This window comes from Paenarthrobacter sp. NPDC089675 (genome assembly GCF_044749185.1).
GTDB lineage: Bacteria > Actinomycetota > Actinomycetes > Actinomycetales > Micrococcaceae > Arthrobacter.
In genome coordinates, this window is the sequence record NZ_JBIVHM010000008.1 from 130,469 (window position 1) to 150,257 (window position 19,789).

Sequence of the window (19,789 nt, forward strand, 5' to 3'; positions counted from 1 at the left end):
CCGGCCCGCTTTTGCATGTGCCTGTCAGCGCGGTGTTCAACAATCCACAGGTAACGCCCGTCGCGCTGAGTCTGGATATCCTCCCGACATAGACTTCAAACATGGAAATCCCCCCATGGTCGGCCAAGCAGCTGCGAAAGTTGGGGGAATCGATACGGGACGGCGTAACTGCGAAGCCCGGACTACCCTCCTATGACGAAGTCATGCTGTACTACAACGACGTCGCGGCGGAAGCCCAGGAGATGATTGCAGCTCTGGACTGGACTCCGCTCTTAGATCGACGCCCGTTTGAGGTCACTTCAAGACCAAAAACCATTGACACTCTCCGCCAGAAACTGATCCGGGACAGAAGTACCCCACTCTCAAACGTCCAGGACATCGCAGGCGTTCGGTTCGAAGCTGAAATGAGTCTTGATGAACAAGACGCAGTGGCCAACGCTATTGCTGGACTTTTCGATCATTCTCCGGGCAGTTGCACCCATGATCTCAGGACACAGCCTCACAGCGGTTACCGAGGCGTTCATCTCTGGCTCAGGGTGCCGGCAAGGATTGAAGTACAGATCAGAACCCATATGCAGAGTTCTTGGGCAAACATGTACGAGTCCGCCGCAGACGTACTCGGGCGAGATATCAGGTATGGTGCGTTTCCTGCCGAACCCAGCCTGAGAAAGTTTGTAACGGACCTGCAGAACATGTCTGTTGAGGGGATTCGACAGCTTGAATCTGCCCGCAACGGACTGCTTCCGCTCGAGTCGTCCTTGATGACCGCCCGTGGCGAGCTGGCCCGGCACGATCCGGGAACGCCCGACTACGACTTTTACGCTCAACGGGCAGCCAAGCAAACACGCCAACTCGACGAGTTGCGCGCCATTGTCTTGGAATCCGAAAACAGTATCCGGGCGCAGATGGACTCGCTCAAGGCCACATTTGATACCATCCGAGAGAAAGGAAGGTGATGATCAGTTGGCTGGATTCGTCATCAAATACAACAGGCGCACTGGCGACCGAATTGTTACCGAATTTCCCGGGAGCCTCGGGCATCGCGAGGCCCTCAAACTCCGGCTGAAGCTTGAGCGCGAGCGTGAAAGCCGCGAGTGGGAGATCGTCTCCCTCAACAGCGACTCCCTCGCAACCGTTGAAAAGACGCACTCCCGCTACTTCACCGGGCATCTCATCGGGGCTTAGTTGTTCCGACCCCTCGCCGCCACATTCCACGTGTCCACCACGGAGTTCCCGCGGATTGCCGTGACCTGGTCCACCAGGTTCATCGCCAGGCAAACGTGGTTGGGGATCACCCGTAGGCGCCGGCCCAGCGGAGGGAGCTCAGCATCGTCGGGCCATACCACCGTTGCGTGGTGTTCGGACAGGGCCGTAATCCGCGCCTCCGGGAACTCCGGCAGCCGTCCGTAGCCCGAAGCCCAGTCCGGACGGTCGCTGCCCAGGATCTTGCTGCCAGCATCCACAACGACCCGACGGACGTTTCCACCTGTTGCCTCGTGACGGCTGACCACCGTTGCCGCAACAGTCAGGGCGATGTCTTCCCAGGAACAACGCTCAAGTTCCAGTTGTTGGGCGTCGCCAAAGACGTAAACCCCGGGCCTCAGTTCGGTAGCCACCGTCTCCGAATCGATGAGGGCAGTCGGCGTGGACCCTCCACTGATGGTGCTCACTTCGAAACCGGCGTCGCTCAGCGCTGTGGCGGCATGGCCCAGAGCATCGTTTTCATTGCTGGCAGCACCACTGGGCATGCCGGGCTTGTAGCTGTGGCCCGGAAAGGTGAAAACGCCTGACACAGTCAGCCCGGCAGCCGCAGCAGCGCGGGCCACTTCCACAACCTCGCCGGGCATTACTCCGCTTCGGTGATGCCCGCTGTCCACCTCCACCAGCACGTTCACCCGGCCCGCATCGGCGCCGAGCTGCTTGCCCATTTGGGTGGCACTCTCCGCGGAATCCACCCCTAGCGAGACGGCGCACTTGGCCACGAGCTTCCGCAGCCGCTCCGCATGGGGAGCTTCGACCCACAAAGGGTAGGCAATGAAGATGTCGGTGGTGCCGCCTTCGGCAAATACTTCCGCCTCACCAAGCGTGGCCACGGTGAGTCCAACCGCGCCGGCAGCCAGCTGTTTGCCGGCGATCTCCAGGGTTTTGTGCGTCTTCGCGTGCGGACGGAGCCTGATTCCGCGCTGCAGCATTCCCGATGCCATGCGCTCGATATTCCGGTCCAGCACATCCACATCGATCATGATGGCAGGGGTCAGTACTTCTGCGGGGACTGAGTGGTTCATCCTTTGACACTAACGCCTACGGCGCCGACTGCCGGACCCGCAGCGAGAAAGCCGCCTCCGGCTGCTGTACCCCGCCCCCTTGGTCCCCACTTTCGATCCTCTGGATCAGCAGTTCGACGGCGCGCTCCGCAATTTCCGTACGGCCCGGCGCCACCGTGGTCAGCGAGGGTGAAGAAAACCGTGCCTCTTCGATGTCGTCGAAACCAGCCACGGCAATCTCGTCCGGAACTCGGCGGCCACGCAACAGCAACGCATGCAGGGCCCCCAGCGCCACGGCGTCGTTCAAACCGAAAACGGCATCGAACTCCACTCCGCTGTCCAGCAAGCGCCCCACGGCGTCGACTCCCCCGTCGCGCCGCCAACCGCAACCGACCACCAGCGCGGGGTCGTACGCCACCCCGGCGGCAGCGAGCGCGGTCTTGTACCCGGTAAGCCGCAGGCCGTTGCTCCCTGTGGTATCGCCGTCGTTCGCGCCCAGCACGGCAATCCGACGGCGGCCGCCGTCAAGCAGGTGCGTGGTGACGGCTGCCGCCGCTTCCTGGTTACGGATGAGGACCATGTCCAGCCGCGGGTCCTGCACGGATTCGCCCAGGAGCACCAGGGGCTTTTGTCCGGCGGCCTCGATGATCTGCCCGGCGTCGAGGGCCAGCGGAATGAAGAGCAGTCCGTCCGTCAGGCTACGGAATTGACCTTGCAGCGCGGCGCGCTCATGGCCGGCCTCGCTGCCCGATTGTTCCACCAGGACGCGGTAACCCCGGGCCCAGGCGGCTTTCATGACGTCGGAGGCGAACTCCGCGTAGTAGGGAATGTTGAGGTCGGCCAGGACAAGGCCCAGCATGCTGGTCTTTCCCGAGCGGAGGCTGCGGGCAGTCAAATTGGTTTGGTACCCGAGTTCGCTGATGGCATCAAGCACACGCTGCTTGGTGGCCGGCCGGATGAATTCGTAGTTGTTGATGACGTTGGAGACGGTTTTCAGGGACACACCAGCGGCGCGTGCGACGTCGTTCATGGTCACGGCCATCGGCGTGCTCCTCAAGTTTGATCAGGGGCCTCCGGCAGGTACCGGGAGGTGTTCGAAATACATCCTAGGAAAACCGACGTCCGCTCTGGGTCTTGACGGGCCGAACGGTTAGTCTGATATAAATACTCGGATGTCTAGTGATATCCGGATGTCGGCTGTTTCCAAGGCGCAGAACATGGGCTTCGACAGCAAAGAACCTGAGCAGAGCAAGGGGCTCCAGGGAGTACTGACAGCAGCAGGCATCAGTACCGAGACGCTCTGGCTCCATTACGTCAGCCTCAGCGGCTCGTTGGGCGAACTGGAAGTTGATGCCTACCTGGAAGGCGCACTGTCCATCCCGTCTCTGCAACGGGACATCCTTGCTTTGGCCGCTAACGAGCTCTCCGAGGGCACCGCTTCACCTCACGCCCCCTACGCAGAGGAGCTGCTCGGCTCCGCGACCCCGGAAAATCCCGTTTCCCCGTAGACGTCACACGGCGCTCATCACCCCGCAACGAGCCTGCAACATGAATGGGCCAAGCTGTTCCCAGAGCAAGGAAGCAAGCCAAGGGGAGCACCAATGGGTATCGCAAACACAGACCTTTTCCAAGCGCTGAAGACTCAAGCAAGCCTCGCGCAGGCATTTGGCACCCTGCCGGACAACGAGCCGGAGCCGCACGCCCTTGAGGCCGGCGAACACATCGAGGCCTGGCACCACGGCCGCCTCTTCCACCGCGGAACCGTGGTCAAGACAGTGGCCGGCACCGGCCTGTTCTGGCTTCAGGACGACGCAGGAAACCGACGGCTCCTGGACTTGGAATCGCTGGAGATTGTCCGCGACGGGGAGGAGGCTCCGGCAGGCTTGCCCGAACCCACCCCCGCCACGGTCACCCCCATCTCGCTTTTCCCGGTCTTCCAGGACGGCTCGCAGGCGATTGCGTAGGCGTCTCTTGGGCTAGGCCAGCTGCAGCCGGATCATGGTCCAGCTCACCGCCGGCAAAACAGCGGTGAGCTTGCCGCCGTCGAGCTTTGCGCTGACGTTCTCCGACGGCAGGACCGACGTCGAATCGTCTGCCGTTGCCTGCCAGTAGGGATCTTTGTTGGTATACGTGACGGCCTCGATGATCGTGCCGGCCCCGAGCCCGCCGACGGCGGCATCGAGGGTAAGCGCGTCCGTGGCCGAGCGGTTCACGGCGAAGACCACCGCCTGGTTCGCATCGGCGTCGTAGGTGGCTACAGCCGAGAGCGCCGGGAAGCCGGCCGTCTTTTCGCTGTCCAGCAGCGGCGATTCGACGGCGAGGTTCAGCACCGTGCCCGTGGCATGCTGCGAGGTAAGCGCGAACGGATGGAAAGTGGTTTGCTTCCAGGCACGGCCGCCGGGTTCAGTCATGATCGGGGCGATCACGTTGACCAGCTGGGCAAGGCTGGCCGAATGGACACGGTCGGTGTGGCGAAGGAGCGTGATGAGCAGGTCGCCCACCACCACGGCGTCCGCCACCGTGTAGCGGTCCTCCAGCAGCACAGGAGCCACGGGCCAATCGTCGCCGGTCGGCACCTTCGATTCGTCACGGGACATGTGCCACACGTTCCACTCATCGAAGGAAATGTTGACCTGTTTGTCGGACTTGAGGGCCGACTTCACATGGTCGATGTGGGCGACGAGGTCCTTGATGAAGGCCTCCATGCGATGCCCTGCCGAAAGGTGCTCCTGAAGGTCTCCGAAGTCCTCGAAGTATTGGTGCGCCGAGATCAGGTCCACCAGCTCATAGGTCTCATTGAGCACCACGCGTTCCCATTCGCCGAAGGTCGGGATGTTCGGGCCCGAACTTCCGCACGCCACCAGTTCCAGGTCCGGATTCACCATCCGCATGGCGCGGGCGGTCTCCGCGGCCAGCCGGGCGTACTCCCCCGCCTTCTTGTGGCCAATCTGCCAGAACCCGTCCATCTCGTTGCCGAGGCACCACATGGAAATACTGTGGGGTTCGACGGCGCCATTTGCCTTGCGCTGTTCGGACAGGGCCGTTCCGCCCTTGATGTTTGAGTACTCGAGCAGATCCAAGGCTTCCTGTGTTCCGCGTGTGCCCAGGTTGACGGCCATCATCGGTTCAACGCCGGCCTTCTTTGACCATGCGGTGAACTCATCCACGCCCACCAGGTTGGGGTCGGAGGAATGCCAGGCGAGGTCCAGTCGCGTAGGCCGTTGTTCCTTCGGGCCAACGCCGTCTTCCCATCGGTACCCGGAGACGAAGTTGCCCCCAGGGTAGCGGACAGTTGAGACGCCGAGTTCCTTGGTGAGTTCCAGGACGTCCGTGCGGAACCCGTCCTCGTCAGCCTTGGGGTGGTCCGGCTCGAAGATGCCCGTGTAGACGCAACGGCCCAGGTGCTCGACGAAAGCCCCGAAGGTCTTCCTCCGGACAGGACCCACGGCGAATGCAGGGTCGATGGTGATTTTGGCAGTGCTGTTTTCCGGCGTTTTTGGGGTTTCCAAGCGGGCGTCCTTTGTACTGGGTATTTTGCTGTTGCGAGTCTACAACGTTGTAGAAACAATGCTGGCTGCTGCTTGGGTCATGCGTCAAGACATTTCTTGCTTTACCTATCCGAGTGCAGGCCGCTAAGCGTGTTCGCTGCTACTGGCGATCGGGGTGGGGCTTGAACTTGCTTCCTGCCGGTCCAACTCCCCTTGATAGTGAGTCCCGTCAATCGTGGCCTCTTCAGAGGAAAACACTTTCGCGCCGAAGGATTCCACGCGCGAACTCGGCCATGCATAGATCTTAATGACCCTGGACGTGTACATGGGCCGGAAGGGGGTGCACAAGGAAGTAGCCGACCCGTTGAACAGGATCGTTCAATCAGGCACTAATGGAACAGCCAGTACCTTGACCCAGCAATTGATCGTTTGCCGCAGCAACTAGGGCTTGGACCTGCCGGCAAGGGCATCCCCGCTGCAGCGGGAGCCGTCGTTGCGCCCGCCTTCCCACCTATCGCAATACCTGTTGCTGGAATGGTGGAGGCGCTGCACACCTTTGGAGGGAAGCTGCAGGAGGTTCAGGGACGCGGGTCGACGGCCAGATGGTTTCTGCCGCCGTCGAAGCCGGCATATCGCTAGAGGACGTTGTGCATCGTTTGATGGAGCGTGAGGACTTGATTCTGCTGACTGCTGAAGCAGTCGATGCCGCCCGGCGCGCACTGCTCGCGGTTATGGCCGAAATGCTCGGAAGGTCCCTTGCGCGATACTGTCCGATGATGCTCTGCTGGATTTGGAGGGCATCTGAATTCGATTTGTGTCCGTGATTGAGCCATCGCATATTCGTATACTCGGGCTACTCGTTGACCACGCCGGCGCGACAGGTTAAGGCTCGAAACTATGGGAACGACGGGCACAGTGCTGACGGTGATTGAAACCGGGCACAAGTTGGGGGTTGGCGAAGCGGCGCTCCCTCTGGTGCTGAATTTGGAGAAGACCGGACGTGGTACGGTCGAGCCTGTAATTTCGAGCAGGACTGGAGCGCCACCAGAGGCACATGACCAGCAGATCAAGGCCACCGGGCTCGGCGCTCAATTGTCCGCCAGGCTCTCGCAAAGCTGTCGCACTGAGCGGAGTTAGACGGCTGCTCGGCCCTTCAGCGGAGAGGGCCTACGGTTGGCGCCGGAGCTACTCCCGCATCAGGAGCTAAAACAACCTGTCATCACTTCCTGGTTCCGCGACGGGCGATTCATCCTTAACGAGGAGGTTCATGTAGCGGGTGTTTATGAAGAGCCGTTCCCGACCTACTTTGACGTCTACAAGGATCCCCCCATCCTTCAAGGCGTTCAGCCAGTTAGTAGCAGTAGGCCTCGATACCCTACAGACATCCATAACATTAGAGATGCGGCAGTAAGGCTGCTCAAACAGGACATCCAAAAGGGCTACGTGCCCGCCGCCGTTGATAACCTTACTCATCTCCAACTTCATGTCACCCTGGAGCGTCCGAATCGCGTCAATCTTTTTAAGGGTTGAGATCGAAGTCTGACGGACACCCTCCAGCATGTACTCGATCCAGTCGGTCCAGGCTTCCTCAGCCGTTACGGCAAGCAGCCTCTTGTAGTAGTCATTCTTGTTACCGATGATGTATTTAGACAGGTAGAGAACGGGCTGGCTGAGCAACCCGGCCGCCACGAGCATTAGAACGTTGAGAACGCGGCCTGTTCGGCCATTGCCGTCTTCGAATGGGTGAATGGCTTCGAACTGGTAATGAGCTATGGCCATCCTTACAAGCGGGTCGTAGCCGGCGCTGGAGTTCACGAACATTTCCCAATCACCCAGCTTGGCATCGATCACCGAGTAACCCTCCGGAGGAGTGTAAATCGCAGTCTGCGTCTGGGGGTTACCGATGTAGGTACCGCTGGAGTGCCGCAGATCCATGTTGTGCATCTTGATGATGGAGCACACTTCACGGGCCGTGTTGGTGGTTACGATCCCCCTAGTCGTAACGCTTTCAAACCCCTCGAACAGGGCAGTCCGGTAGCGCAGCGCCTCTCGCGTCGCTGGGTTGGCAGAGGACTCATCCTGGGCGTGCATAAAGAGTTCGTCAGTCGTGGTCACGATGTTCTCGACCTCCGAACTGGCTTGAGCCTCCAGGAGCGGTATGGCATTGATCAGCACACTGGGGTTGGTCATGGACAACGTCGCCTGGTTTAGAGCCGCCAGTGCAGCTCGGGCCTCAATAGCCAACTTCAGAACGCCCACCGTCTCCACTTCAGTCTTTGGGGGTAGGTGCGGAAGTTCGTTGTGCGGCTTCTTGGGATCCCAGTTCGACATAGAAAGAAACTAGCAACGTAACCATGACGTGTAAAGAAATGGCCATTTTTTTTACACGTTCTGTCCACATGGAAAAAAATATGCATGGCTTATCCACAGGATCGGGTGTGGTATAGAGAGTCGACCCGATCACACGCTCTCCCGCGTCCAGGTCGCACGTACACAGGCGAGCTTGCTGGCTGATAACAGGGACCACCGACGTAGCAGCGGGTCGAAATACTTGGGTTTCCGTTGGATTAGCCCCTCGGGAACAGAAGCAGGTCAGAGGCTAAACGCCTCTGACCTGCTTGGAGGGTGGGCCCTGTGGGGATCGAACCCACGACCCACGGATTAAAAGTCCGATGCTCTACCAACTGAGCTAAAGGCCCTCCAGCTGTAGAAACAGCCATGAATACTGTACCCCACAGCCACCGGAGCAACAGAACCCGGCCGCAACAACCGTTACTCGACCCCATCAGGGCACAGGAGTACGGTGAACTCATGAGCGAACAGCAAGGATCACGTGCGTACGGCGGAGCAAACAGGCACCACAAGCCCAAGCCCTTCGCGCCCATCGATTTCGAACCGTTCGCAGGTGGCGCTGACCCGGCCCGGGTTTCGGAAGCCGCGCATTTGGCTGCCCAGGCCTTGGTGAGACGCGGCCGGGACAGCGACGACCCCAAAGTCACACGCAGGCTCGTGAAGCTCGCCGACGAGCAAGGACTGGACGCCATCGCGGAAATGTGGGCCGAGAGCCCCGCGCGTTCCCTCCCCGGAGCATTGTGGCGGCTCTACGCACTCCGTGCCGCCACCATCCAGAATCCCGAGCGGATCTCCGTGTACTTCCGCGCAGGCCGGGACACTGCTCAGGTCTCCAACGTCGTGGCCGGCGCAGCAGAACCGCCCGGCGCCGATGAAATGAAGAAGATGGCGGACGCTATCCTGTCCGGGGCTTTCGACGGCGATTTCGACGTCGCGCTGGAACGTTCAGCAGCCTTCTGCCGCGTCGTGGCGCTCGGCCAAGCCACGCTGGCCGACGGCGCAGAGCACAGCAACGAGAGTCACGCCAGCAAATTGACGCGCAATTCCCACCAGCTCGTGAAGACCGCGGAAGACCTTGAACACGCCGCAAATGCGTGGCGCCTGGGCGAGTTGGACTAGCTGTTTGAAGGCTTGAAACGCCATGGAACGGGGGCCGGAAGTTACCCACTTCCGGCCCCCGCTGTCAATGTTGACTTAGTTTCTCCGACGTAGAACACTGAAATTGGTGTCGAACCGCGAAACCCCCGGGCTTCAACTTATAGCCGCTTCGAGCGGCCTACCGCCGAGAGGCGTATCCGGTTCGGCACCATTTTCATGCCCTGCTGCAGGGTGATCCTGGTGTAAATGGCTCCCCGCCGCCTGGACACCGGCCCGGCCTGTTGTACCGGTAAAGTTGGGACCGAAACGGGAAGCGTCAAGTCAAGCGTCCCGCCGCCCACCGTCCCCCGACCGGAAAGCGACATGAAGCTGCGCCTTTTCCCCCAGGAACCTGCCGGGCTCGTGCTGCTCGCGCAGATGGCAGGCGTTATAGTGGCGGCCACGGGTACCCTCTCGGAGATCCTCGGCGCGCCGGCCAGCGAGCATGAACGGCTCAGCGAAGAACTCCATGAGCACGAGTCCAAATCCCTGGATCTGCACTTCGCGCTCCTGACCCACATGCGGACGAGCTTCGTGAACCCGCTTCCCCGCGAGGACATGTACACCCTCTCCCGCCACCTCAACGAGGCCATGGAGAAGCTCGATGCCGCCGGCGAGCTCGTCGCGCTGTACAAGCTCGACCGATTGCCCAAGCGTGCGGCCGACCAGTTGGAAATCATCAGCCGGCAGGCCGAACTCACCGTGGACGCCATGCGGAAGCTCGAAGACTTGGACGAGCTCGAGGATTACTGGATCGAGATCCTTCGGCTCGCCAAGCGGGCGGAGCGGACGCACCGTACGTGGGTGGCGGAGATGCTGAAGGACATGAAATCGGCGCAGTACGCCCGGCACCGGGACATCGCCAACCAACTGGTGGAAGTCACCAAGGACATGCGGAAGATCGCCACGCAGGTAGGCAGCATCATCGTCAAGGAATCCTGACGTGACCACCGCAGTCCTGTTCCTCGTGGTGGGTTTGGCCGCGGGGTTCGCCTTCCTGAATGGTTTCCGCGACGTCTCCAACGCCGTGGCACTCTCCACTCGGACCCGCGCCCTGACGCCGTCCATCGCTGTATTGCTGGCCGTCATCTTCAACTTTGCAGGCGCCATGCTGAGCGGCAGCTTCGTCCTTGCCTTCACGCAGGGATGGATCACGCTGCCGACAGGAACAGGCGGCCTGACCATGCTGGCCTCGGCGTTGGCAGCAGCGATCCTGTGGGGTGTTTATGCGTGGTGGCGCGGCATTCCGCTGTCTTCCACCAACTCTCTGGTGGGCGGGTTGATCGGAGCGGGGGCGGCCAGCGTCCTGGTGGGCGGCAACTTCATTGACGGCGTCGACTCCATCCTGATCACGCAGGTGGTGTTGCCCTTGGTGGTATCGCCGGTCATTGCCTTCATCGCGGCCTACCTGCTGGTCTGGCCAGTCACGTGGGCCGCGCGCTACGCCCAGCCCAACGTCATCAACCGGCGCTTCCGCAGGGCACAGGCCGTCTCCTCCGCGGCCGTTGCGTTCGGCCACGGGCTGCAGGACGGCCAACGCACGACGGCGGTCCTCCTCCTCGCGCTCGTGGCTGCCGGACTGGAATCCGGGGCAGACGTACCCTTTTGGATCCTCCTTGTCACGGCCCTCATGCTCACGGCCGGGACGCTGTTCGGAGGCTGGCGGATTTCCCATAACCTGGGCCACCGGATGATCCGGATCGACCCGCTCCGCGGTTTCGTGGCCCAGACCCTGACCTCCGTGATGCTCTTCGTGGGGGCAATCGGCCTGCAGTTCCCGCTCTCCACCACCCACACGCTCACTGCCTCAGCCCTCGGCGCCGGGACCAACCAGCGGTTCCACGTGACCAACCGCCGGCTGGTGCGCAGGATTCTCCTGTTCTGGGTGCTGACTCCAATCATTACGGCAGCCGTCGCGTTCATCCTCGAGCTGGCCTTTTCACCCCTCGCGGACCTCTGACCCGCCCCCTCACCCATTGGGGGACAAACGACGGTTGGGTACGAAAAAGACGACGGCGGCCGTACCCCCAAGGCGACGGCCGCCGTCGTCATCCGCCGGCTCCCCCAAGGAAACCGGAGCCTGTCAACCCTTATCCGAAGCGGCCCGAGACGTAGTCCTCGGTGGCCTTCTGTGACGGGTTGTTGAAGATGGTGGTGGTGTCCGCGAACTCGATGAGCTTGCCCGGCTTGCCGGTACCCGCGATGTTGAAGAACGCGGTCTTGTCTGATACACGGGCCGCCTGCTGCATGTTGTGGGTCACGATCACCACGGTGTACTGGTCCTTGAGCTCATTGATGAGGTCCTCGACAGCAAGGGTGGAGATGGGGTCCAGGGCGGAGCAGGGCTCGTCCATGAGGATCACCTGCGGTTCAACGGCAATGGCACGGGCGATGCACAGACGCTGCTGCTGGCCACCGGAAAGGCCGGAGCCCGGCTTGTCCAGGCGGTCCTTGACCTCGTTCCACAGGTTGGCGCCCACGAGGGACTTCTCAACGAGTGCGTCGGCTGCGCCCTTTGAGATCTTCTTGTTGTTCAGCTTCACGCCGGCAAGCACGTTGTCCCGGATGGACATGGTGGGGAACGGGTTGGGGCGCTGGAAGACCATGCCCACCTGGGTGCGGACAGTGACGGGGTCGACGCCGGGACCGTACAGGTTGTCGCCGTCGAGCAGTACTTCGCCTTCAACGCGGGCGCCGGGGAGGACCTCGTGCATGCGGTTGAGGGTGCGGAGGAAGGTGGACTTGCCGCAGCCGGACGGGCCAATGAAGGCCGTAACGGACTTGGCTTCGATGTTGATGTTGACGCCTTCAACGGCAAGGAAGTTGCCGTAGTAGACATTCAAGTCTTTGACGTCGATGCGCTTGGACATGGTGTTCCTTTGTTCCTTGGGGGTCTGGAAGTTTGTGGTGTGGCCGGGGCCGGAGCCCGGCTTAGCGGCCCGTCTTGGGAGCGAAGATGCGGGCGATGAGGCGTGCTCCGAGGTTCAGGAGCATCACCAGGATGATCAACACCAGGGCGGCGCCCCAAGCACGCTGGTCTGAGGGGCCAGGGTTGGACGGCGACGTCGGGTTCAGGATCTGTGTGTAGATGAACGTGGGGAGCGAGGCCATCCAGCCGCCGAATACGTTGTTGTTGATGGTGGTGGCGAACCCGGCGGTGACCAGGATCGGCGCGGTTTCACCGATCACGCGGGCGATTGCCAAGGTGACGCCGGACGCGATGCCGGAGATCGCCGTCGGAATGACCACCTTCACAATGGTGCGCCATTTGCGGACACCCAGCGCGTAGGAAGCCTCGCGGAGCTCGTTCGGGACGATCTTGAGCATTTCCTCGCTGGAGCGGACAACCACTGGGATCATGAGGACGGAAAGCGCGACGGCGGCTACCGCACCGGTCTTGGTGCCGGGGCCGACAACCGCAAAGAAGAACGCTGCTGCGAAGAGGCCGGCCACGATCGACGGGATGCCGGTCATGACGTCCACGAAGAAGGTGATGGCCCGTGCCAACGGACGGTCGTTGCCGTATTCCACCAGGTAGATGGAGGTCAACAGGCCAACGGGCACGGAGATAACGGTCGCCAGGAGCGTGATCTGGATGGTGCCGAGCAGTGCGTGGTAGATACCGCCCAGCACCTTTCCGCCCTCTTCCGCCGCCTTGTTGTCGAAGGCGCCGGTGACACCGTTCATGGACGTACCCAGGAATCCGGGCGTGACCAGTCCGGGGATGCCGTTGACCAGCACTGTCCAGATGACCGAAACCAGCGGCAGGAGTGCGATCAGGAAGGCACCCACAACCAGGCAGGTGGCCAACTTGTCCTTGGCTTTGCGGGCCCCTTCAACGGCGCCGCTCCAGGCCACCAGGCCGATGGTGAAAAGGATGGCTGTGACCAAGCCCCAGCCGAAGGCATTGAAGCCGATCAATGCCAGGATGGCCGCACCGACAATGAGGGCGACAACCAGGACAATGTAGGGCGCGAACTTCGGCAGCTGGCCCTTGGTAAGCGCTGAACGCTTACGGACTACTGTGGAGGTCATTTAGTTGGCTCCCGAGAATTCTTTGTGCTTGGTGATGATCCAGCGGGCGATCATGTTCACGCCAAGGGTGATGACGAACAACACCAGGCCGGCGGCGATCAGCGTATTCACCTTGAGGCCGCTGGCCTCCGGGAAGTTCAGGGCGATTTCGGCGGCGATGGTCTGGTTGCCGGACTGGATGAGGCTCGCAGTCAGGGCGCCGGATGAAAGTACCAGGGCCACAGCCATGGTTTCGCCGAGCGCCCGGCCCAGGCCCAGCATGATGGCGCTGATGATGCCCGGGCGGCCGAAGGGCAGCACAGCCATCTTGATCATTTCCCAGCGGGTGGCTCCGAGTGCCAGCGCGGCTTCCTCGTGCAGCTTGGGGGTCTGCAGGAAGATTTCGCGGGACAGGGAGGTGATGATCGGCAGGACCATGACGGACAGGACGATTCCTGCGGTCAGGATGGTCTTGCCGGTTGCCGAAGCGGGGCCATGGAACAGCGGGATCCAGCCGAGGTTGTTGGCCAGCCAGTCATAGGCAGGCGAGATTTCCTTGGCGAGGAAAGCCGCACCCCATGCGCCGTACACAACGGACGGGATGGCGGCGAGCAGGTCCACCACGTAGCCAAGCCCCGCAGCCAGTCGGCGCGGAGCGTAGTGCGAGATGAACAATGCCACTCCGATGGCCACCGGGGTGGCGATAACGAGGGCGATAACGGCAGCAATGAGCGTGCCGACGACAATCGGGGCGATGTAGGCAAAGAAGCCGTGCCCGCCCTGGATGTTTTCCGGCGGGGCAACGAGCGCGGGGATGGCCTGAACCACAAGGAACAGCGCGACTCCGAAGAGAACCGCGAGAATCAGGCACCCTGCGGCCATGGCGGCCCCGGAGAAAACCTTGTCCCCGGCGCGTCCTGCGCCCCGGGAGGTTGTCAGGGAGTTGGTGGTCACTTCACGATCCTTAAGTCTGGAGTGAACTGGTCTTACATGGCTAAGTTCCCCGCCCCACGCAGTGGACCAACAACTGTGGCGTTGTGGCCACCGGCGCGCGGGACGGGGAACTTCAGTGTTCGGCCGCGTTGCGGGCCAGGCCTTAGGACTTGACCTTGATGGACTCGATGGCTGCCTTGGCCTTGTCCTGGAGCGTCTTGGAGAGCGGCGCGGACTTTGCGGCATCAGCGGCGGTCTTCTGGCCCTCGTCGGAGACGACGTAGGTTTCGAAGGCCTTGACCAGGTCGGCTACATCCTTGGTTCCGTACGTGGTGCAGACCACGTGGTAGGAAACGAGCACCACGGGGTAGGCGCCGGAGGCAGTGGTCTTGCGGTCCAGCTTGATGGCCACATCGTTGGTAGCGCGTCCGTCAACGGGCTTGCCGGCTTCGACAGCCTTCGAAGCGGCGTCAGCGGAGATCTTGACGAAGTCCGTGCCGACCTTGATGGAGGCGGTGCCCAGCTTGCCGGAGACAGCGGAGTCGTCAGCGTAGGTCACGGCGCCGGCGGTGTCGGTGACGGTCTTGACCACGCCGGAAGTGCCCTTGGCGTTCTCGCCCTTCAGCGATGCGGGCCAAACACCGGCAGCCTTGTCCGTCCAGACCTCGGGAGCAGCGGCTGCGAGGTAGTCGGTGAAGTTGGAGGTGGTGCCGGAGTCGTCGGAGCGGTTGACCGGGGTGACCTTGAGGTCCGGCAGGGTGACGCCGGAGTTCAGGGCTGCAATTGCCGGGTCGTTCCAGTTGGTGATCTGGCCGCGGAAGATCTTGGCAACCGTGGTGGCGTCGAGCTTCAGGTCGGTGATGCCCGGGACGTTGAAGGCAACGGCGATCGGGGAAATGTAGACGGGGATGTTGATGGCACCCTCGGGGCCGCACTTGGCCTTGGAAGCCTCGAGCTCGTCGTCCTTCAGGTAGGCGTCGGAACCGGCAAACTGTGCCGAGCCGTCGATGATGGCCTTGCGGCCTGCGCCCGAGCCGTCCGGGGAGTACTGGACCGTTGCGCCCTGGTTGGCGGCGGAGAAGCCGGCCTTCCAGGCATCCATTGCAGCGCCGGTGGAGGAAGCGCCGATGCCGGTGAGGGTACCGGTGACCTTGGTGCCCGAAGCGGCGGACTGGGTTCCGCCAGTGGTGCCGGTTGCGTTGTCGGAACCGCAAGCGGTGAGCGCGAGTGCGCCTGCTGCGATGACCGCGAGTGCCGCGTTGCGGCCGAAGCGAGTTGCCTTCACTTGGATGTGCCCCTTCCAGGGATTTCTCAGATGCGTTCCGAACGGAGATTTCGGCGTGCGCGAGCTGTGGACCGTTTAGTTCCTTTATTGAAGGTAAGGAGCGCAGGTAACGGGATCTGTGGTGCAAAGTAAACGGAAAGTGAACGACGGCGGACCATTGGGTTATGTGGCGCGCGCCACCTTGAGGGCCGCACGCGTTGCGCTTTGGTGCGCGGTCACCGCCACTCGGGCAGTTGGGACGCAGTCCGGCAAATACACTGGAGGACATGGCCGCCGCGAAGGGACTTTCCGCTAGCAAGAGGTTTCTGCGTACCCGGGTGCGCACCGGCCTGGTCCGAAGCCGGACCTCGCTGGTGCCCGCCATCCAGATGACCGTCTGTGCTGTGGGGGCCTACGCCTTCGCCGAGTACGTCCTGGGACACCAAGGGCCCTTGTTCGCAGCCACGTCCTCGCTGATCGCCTTGGGGTTCTCCCGTGATCCGCGCCTTCGCCGGGTTATTGAGGTAGGTCTTGGCTGCACACTCGGCATTGTGGTCGGCGACCTCCTGCTTCACTGGCTGGGGGCCGGAGTCTGGCAGGCCGCCGTCGTGCTTCTTTTCTCTATCCTGCTGGCGAGGTTCCTGGACAGCGGCACCATCTTCACCACGCAGCTGGGCCTGCAGTCGTTGCTGGTGGTGCTGCTCCCGGCACCGGCGGGCGGCCCATTCACGCGGAGCCTGGACGCCGTGGTGGGCGGCGTCTGCGCCTTGCTGGTGACCATCCTGGTGCCGAAGGACCCGCGCCGGGAGCCCCGGAAGGACATCCGCAAGATCCTCCACGAGCTCGCGGAGGTCCTGCGGGAGTGCGCCAAGGCCATGATCGACAGCGACTCGACTACCGCCTGGCACGCCCTCATCCGGGGCAGGAACTGCCAACCGCTGGTGGACAGGATGCGGCAAACCCTGCGGGCCTCCGGCGAGGTGGCCACGCTGGCACCGGCGCACCGAAGGCACAGGGACGAACTGGCCGGCCTGGAGCATTCCCTGGAGTACATCGACCTGGCACTCCGCAACAGCCGCGTGTTCGCGCGGAGGCTCACAAGCGCCATCAACCATGCCGCCCTTTCAGACGAGGCCATCGATTCCATCTCCGAAGTTCTGCAGGAAACCGCGGCCGCCGTCGACGAACTGACTATCGGCTTGTCCGAACAGAGCGAGGGAACCCGCCGGGCCCATCTCCGGCGGGCCCGGGCCGACCTCACCGACGTCGCTTCACGCCTGCACCCCAAGATGCTGGGCGTGCAACGGCTTGAGGGCGAGACCGTTGTGATGCTGTTCCGGCCGCTCATGGTGGACCTGCTGGAGGCAAGCGGAATGGAACCGGAAGAAGCACGGGCCGTCCTGCCGCCACTCCAGTAACTCCCAGCAAAGACACATGTGGGGTGTGGATAATGGACCGATGCTTCCTGCCTCATCAGTGCTCACGTCCCTGCGCCTCAGGCCTGCCCCCGTGCTGCGGCTCCGGCAGCGGCTGTTGTTCATCTGGGCCGGTGCGCTGTTCGTCGCCGGTGACGTGGTTTTCTGGCTCATGTTCGCCGCCGTCTTGTCAGCCAGCGGCCTTGCCACGCTCGACGGCGCTGTCCACACCTTTGTGGTGGACTCCCGGAGCGATTTCGCCACGGGTTTGCTGGCTGCTGTCTCGAGCGTGACATCACCCACGGTGATGGCCGTCTTCGGTGGCTTGGTAGCTGTCGTCTGGGCCGTGTGGAAGCGGGAACTCTGGCGCCCTGCCGTCCTGATGGGGGCCATGGTGCTGTCCGTGGTCCTGGCTACGGTCATCAAACTGGAAGTTTCGCGTTCCCGCCCGCCGTCGTCGGACTTCCTCTTGGGCCCCGACGACGCCCTGTCTTTCCCATCCGGCCACACACTGGGCACCGCCGTCCTTGTTTCGGTGCTGGCCTACCTGCTCGTCTCGCGTTCGGGAACACGCACGACGGCGGTCCTCGCCTACACCGGCGCCGCGCTGCTCACGCTGTTGGTCGCCTACAGCCGGCTATACCTCGGGTACCACTGGCTCACCGACGTCGTGGCTTCGATTGGTGTTGCCTTGGGCGTGCTGGGCCTGGCCGTGTTCGTGGATGCGGCGAGGAACGGGCGGGCAGCGGCGTAGGCTGTCGATTCGCCGGCGGGGCAATCGGCTAATCCTGTCAGTCCCCCCGGCTAACCTTGGATCCATGGCAACCAAGACCTCCCGTGCATCCAAGACGCCCGCTTACAAATGCACCGAATGCGGCTGGACTGCCATCAAATGGGTGGGTCGCTGTGGTGAATGCCAGGCGTGGGGAACCGTTGAGGAGTACGGCGCCACCGTGGCCCGGACGACGGCGGCTGCCACTGTTTTGGAGCCGGCGCGCCGGATAGCCGAGGTTGATGGCACGACGGCGGCCTTCCTTCCCACCGGCGTGGACGAGCTCGACCGCGTCCTCGGCGGAGGGCTGGTCCCGGGTGCCGTTATCCTGCTGGCCGGAGAACCCGGCGTCGGGAAGTCCACGCTCTTGCTGGATGTTGCCGCAAAGTTCGCGCGCACAGGGCAGGACGTCCTTTACATCACGGGCGAGGAATCGGCAGCGCAGGTAAAGCTGCGTGCGGAACGGATCGACGCCGTGGCGCACACGCTGTACCTCTCGGCCGAAACAGACCTGAGCCAGGCGCTCGGCCAGGTGGAGAAGCTCGAGCCCAAGCTCCTCATTGTCGACTCCGTCCAGACGCTTAGCAGTGCCGACGTCGAAGGCAGCGCCGGCGGCGTTTCACAAGTCCGTGAGGTTGCCGCTTCCATCATTGCCGCAGCGAAGCGGCGCAACATGACCACGCTCCTGGTGGGCCACGTGACCAAGGAAGGCACCATTGCCGGGCCGCGGCTTCTTGAACACCTGGTTGATGTGGTGTGCCAGTTCGAGGGCGAGCGCCATTCCAGGCTGAGGCTGCTCCGGGCGGTCAAGAACCGCTATGGCGCCACGGACGACGTCGGCTGCTTCGACCTCAACGAGACCGGCATCGAAGGCCTCGCCGACCCCAGCGGATTGTTTGTCTCACGGACGCGGGAGCCCGTCTCCGGCACGTGCATCACGGTGACCATGGAGGGCCGCAGGCCGCTGCTGGCCGAGGTCCAGTCACTTCTGGCGGACAGCGCGAACGCCCAGCCACGGAGGGCAACGAGCGGGCTGGAGAGCTCCCGCGTCGCCATGCTGCTCGCGGTCCTTCAACAGCGGGCGGGCTGCATGCTGCACAAGGACGATTCCTACGTCGCAACCGTTGGCGGAGTGAAGCTCAGCGAACCGGCCACTGACTTGGCTGTCGCACTCGCTGTGGCATCGGCCAAGTCGCGCAAGGCCCTCCCCCAGCGGCTTATCGCTTTCGGTGAGGTTGGCCTCGCCGGCGAGGTGCGTCCTGTGCCCGGGATCAACCAGCGCATCCAGGAAGCCCACCGCCTCGGCTTCACCCACGCGATCGTTCCGGCGAGCCCGGCAGGCGCGGGTGTCATCCCGGATGGTTTCTCGGTTCGCGAGGTTGGGCACCTTGCGGAGGCCCTCGAGTTGCTCATCACTTAGGCGTTGCGGGGTGTCGGCGCTCTTGGCGTCGGCGTGTCGGCAAGTATTAGGCGCATGACCAAAAGAACAGTGCTTATCGGGGGACGCTTCTTCTTTGGCCTTTTGACCTTGGTGGCGGTGGCAACGCAACTGGTGGTCCATGTGGGTCTGAATTACGACGTCGGAAACTTCTTCAGCTATTTCACCAATCTGTCCAACATCTTCGCCGCCGTTGTGCTCCTGGTGGGCGGCTATCGGGTGCTTATCCGCAAACGGCCCAGTGAGGCGGACGATGTCACGCGCGGCACTGCGACGATCGCCATGGCCGTGGTTGGCCTCGTCTTTGGCGCTTTGCTCGCGGGTGAGGACCTGGGCTCCATGGTTCCGTGGGTCAACTTCGTGGTCCACTACCTGATGCCCGTGGTGATGGTTGCGGACTGGCTTTTCCAGCCGCCGCGGGCCCGGCTGGAGCTGCGACACATCTGGTACTGGTTGATCTACCCGGTTGCGTACCTGGCGTACAGCCTGATCCGCGGCTCCATAGTGCGCTGGTATCCGTACTGGTTCATCAACCCGGACCGTGCCGGCGGCTGGGGCGGCGTTCTGGTGTACGCGATCGCCATCGCCGTCGGCTTCCTTGTGGTGAGCCTTGCTGTCCTATGGCTTGGCAACAGGATGAAGCGGCAGGTGGACTACTGACACCAAAATGCCCTTGGCTGAGTGCAGCGCAAACCCACTTTCCGGGTCCTCC

General features: G+C 62.6%; 19 protein-coding genes and 1 tRNA gene. 11 read left to right on the forward strand and 9 right to left on the reverse strand.

What is annotated here, in order from left to right; translation table 11 throughout:
• The first annotated feature begins 101 nt into the window (after window positions 1-101).
• Together ACIPY2_RS17025 and ACIPY2_RS17030 are read left to right on the forward strand one after the other, a co-directional pair.
• The gene (locus ACIPY2_RS17025) at window positions 102-956 is read left to right on the forward strand and encodes a hypothetical protein (RefSeq protein WP_400267573.1); all 855 of its coding nucleotides are present in this window, start codon (window positions 102-104) and stop codon (window positions 954-956) included.
• A 7-nt stretch (window positions 957-963) separates the two neighbouring features.
• Window positions 964-1,185, forward strand: a complete 222-nt coding sequence (locus ACIPY2_RS17030; RefSeq protein WP_400267574.1) for a hypothetical protein — start codon at window positions 964-966, stop codon at window positions 1,183-1,185.
• Here the strand turns inward: ACIPY2_RS17030 and ACIPY2_RS17035 are convergent.
• Window positions 1,182-2,285, reverse strand: coding sequence for a D-TA family PLP-dependent enzyme (locus ACIPY2_RS17035; protein WP_400267575.1), 1,104 nt, complete (start codon window positions 2,283-2,285; stop codon window positions 1,182-1,184). The two genes, ACIPY2_RS17030 and ACIPY2_RS17035, sit on opposite strands and share 4 nt — an antisense overlap.
• A 16-nt stretch (window positions 2,286-2,301) precedes the next feature.
• Window positions 2,302-3,306 (reverse strand): LacI family DNA-binding transcriptional regulator, encoded by a 1,005-nt coding sequence (locus tag ACIPY2_RS17040; RefSeq protein ID WP_400267576.1) that lies wholly within the window; start codon window positions 3,304-3,306, stop codon window positions 2,302-2,304.
• 130 nt (window positions 3,307-3,436) lie between these two features.
• Here ACIPY2_RS17040 and ACIPY2_RS17045 point away from each other — a divergent pair, with 130 nt between their 5' ends.
• Window positions 3,437-3,772 (forward strand): hypothetical protein, encoded by a 336-nt coding sequence (locus tag ACIPY2_RS17045; RefSeq protein WP_400267577.1) that lies wholly within the window; start codon window positions 3,437-3,439, stop codon window positions 3,770-3,772.
• Between the two features lie 93 nt (window positions 3,773-3,865).
• Window positions 3,866-4,228 carry a hypothetical protein gene (locus tag ACIPY2_RS17050; protein WP_400267578.1) on the forward strand — a complete coding sequence of 121 codons (363 nt, stop codon included), beginning with the start codon at window positions 3,866-3,868 and terminating at the stop codon, window positions 4,226-4,228.
• A 12-nt stretch (window positions 4,229-4,240) separates the two neighbouring features.
• Here the strand turns inward: ACIPY2_RS17050 and ACIPY2_RS17055 are convergent, their stop codons facing one another.
• From ACIPY2_RS17055 to ACIPY2_RS17065, 3 genes are all read right to left on the reverse strand, one after another.
• A complete protein-coding gene (locus tag ACIPY2_RS17055; protein WP_400267579.1) occupies window positions 4,241-5,773 on the reverse strand; it encodes an alpha-N-arabinofuranosidase in 1,533 nt (510 codons plus the stop codon).
• 1,182 nt (window positions 5,774-6,955) lie between these two features.
• On the reverse strand, window positions 6,956-8,083 hold the full coding sequence (locus ACIPY2_RS17060) for a Fic family protein (protein ID WP_400267580.1): 1,128 nt from the start codon (window positions 8,081-8,083) through the stop codon (window positions 6,956-6,958).
• A 295-nt stretch (window positions 8,084-8,378) separates the two neighbouring features.
• Window positions 8,379-8,451: transfer RNA gene (locus ACIPY2_RS17065), tRNA-Lys, on the reverse strand.
• A 112-nt stretch (window positions 8,452-8,563) separates the two neighbouring features.
• On the opposite strand from ACIPY2_RS17065, the gene ACIPY2_RS17070 reads away from it, so the two are divergent.
• The 3 genes from ACIPY2_RS17070 to ACIPY2_RS17080 all read left to right on the forward strand — a co-directional run bounded on the left by ACIPY2_RS17070 (window position 8,564) and on the right by ACIPY2_RS17080 (window position 11,201).
• The gene (locus ACIPY2_RS17070) at window positions 8,564-9,223 is read left to right on the forward strand and encodes a hypothetical protein (RefSeq protein ID WP_347109212.1); all 660 of its coding nucleotides are present in this window, start codon (window positions 8,564-8,566) and stop codon (window positions 9,221-9,223) included.
• A 342-nt stretch (window positions 9,224-9,565) separates the two neighbouring features.
• A complete protein-coding gene (locus ACIPY2_RS17075; RefSeq protein WP_400267581.1) occupies window positions 9,566-10,183 on the forward strand; it encodes a DUF47 domain-containing protein in 618 nt (205 codons plus the stop codon).
• A 1-nt stretch (window position 10,184) separates the two neighbouring features.
• Entirely contained in the window at window positions 10,185-11,201 is a 1,017-nt protein-coding gene (locus ACIPY2_RS17080; RefSeq protein WP_400267582.1) for an anion permease, read from the forward strand.
• 130 nt (window positions 11,202-11,331) lie between these two features.
• Here the strand turns inward: ACIPY2_RS17080 and pstB are convergent, their stop codons facing one another.
• The 4 genes from pstB to pstS form a co-directional block, all read right to left on the reverse strand.
• Window positions 11,332-12,111, reverse strand: coding sequence for a phosphate ABC transporter ATP-binding protein PstB (gene pstB / locus ACIPY2_RS17085; RefSeq protein ID WP_400267583.1), 780 nt, complete (start codon window positions 12,109-12,111; stop codon window positions 11,332-11,334).
• A gap of 61 nt (window positions 12,112-12,172) precedes the next feature.
• Entirely contained in the window at window positions 12,173-13,276 is a 1,104-nt protein-coding gene (gene pstA, locus ACIPY2_RS17090; RefSeq protein WP_400267584.1) for a phosphate ABC transporter permease PstA, read from the reverse strand.
• Window positions 13,277-14,209: a phosphate ABC transporter permease subunit PstC gene (gene pstC, locus ACIPY2_RS17095; RefSeq protein WP_400267585.1), complete on the reverse strand. Its 933-nt coding sequence runs from the start codon at window positions 14,207-14,209 to the stop codon at window positions 13,277-13,279. It lies immediately after the preceding gene.
• A 142-nt stretch (window positions 14,210-14,351) separates the two neighbouring features.
• A complete protein-coding gene (gene pstS, locus ACIPY2_RS17100; protein WP_400267586.1) occupies window positions 14,352-15,473 on the reverse strand; it encodes a phosphate ABC transporter substrate-binding protein PstS in 1,122 nt (373 codons plus the stop codon).
• A 266-nt stretch (window positions 15,474-15,739) separates the two neighbouring features.
• Here pstS and ACIPY2_RS17105 point away from each other — a divergent pair, with 266 nt between their 5' ends.
• From ACIPY2_RS17105 to ACIPY2_RS17120, 4 genes are all read left to right on the forward strand, one after another.
• Entirely contained in the window at window positions 15,740-16,870 is a 1,131-nt protein-coding gene (locus ACIPY2_RS17105) for an aromatic acid exporter family protein (protein WP_400267587.1), read from the forward strand.
• Between the two features lie 40 nt (window positions 16,871-16,910).
• On the forward strand, window positions 16,911-17,621 hold the full coding sequence (locus tag ACIPY2_RS17110) for a phosphatase PAP2 family protein (RefSeq protein WP_400267588.1): 711 nt from the start codon (window positions 16,911-16,913) through the stop codon (window positions 17,619-17,621).
• Window positions 17,622-17,685: 64 nt separating this feature from the next.
• Window positions 17,686-19,059 (forward strand): DNA repair protein RadA, encoded by a 1,374-nt coding sequence (gene radA / locus ACIPY2_RS17115; protein WP_400267589.1) that lies wholly within the window; start codon window positions 17,686-17,688, stop codon window positions 19,057-19,059.
• A 54-nt stretch (window positions 19,060-19,113) separates the two neighbouring features.
• A complete protein-coding gene (locus tag ACIPY2_RS17120) occupies window positions 19,114-19,737 on the forward strand; it encodes a Pr6Pr family membrane protein (protein ID WP_400267590.1) in 624 nt (207 codons plus the stop codon).
• Window positions 19,738-19,789 lie beyond the last annotated feature (52 nt).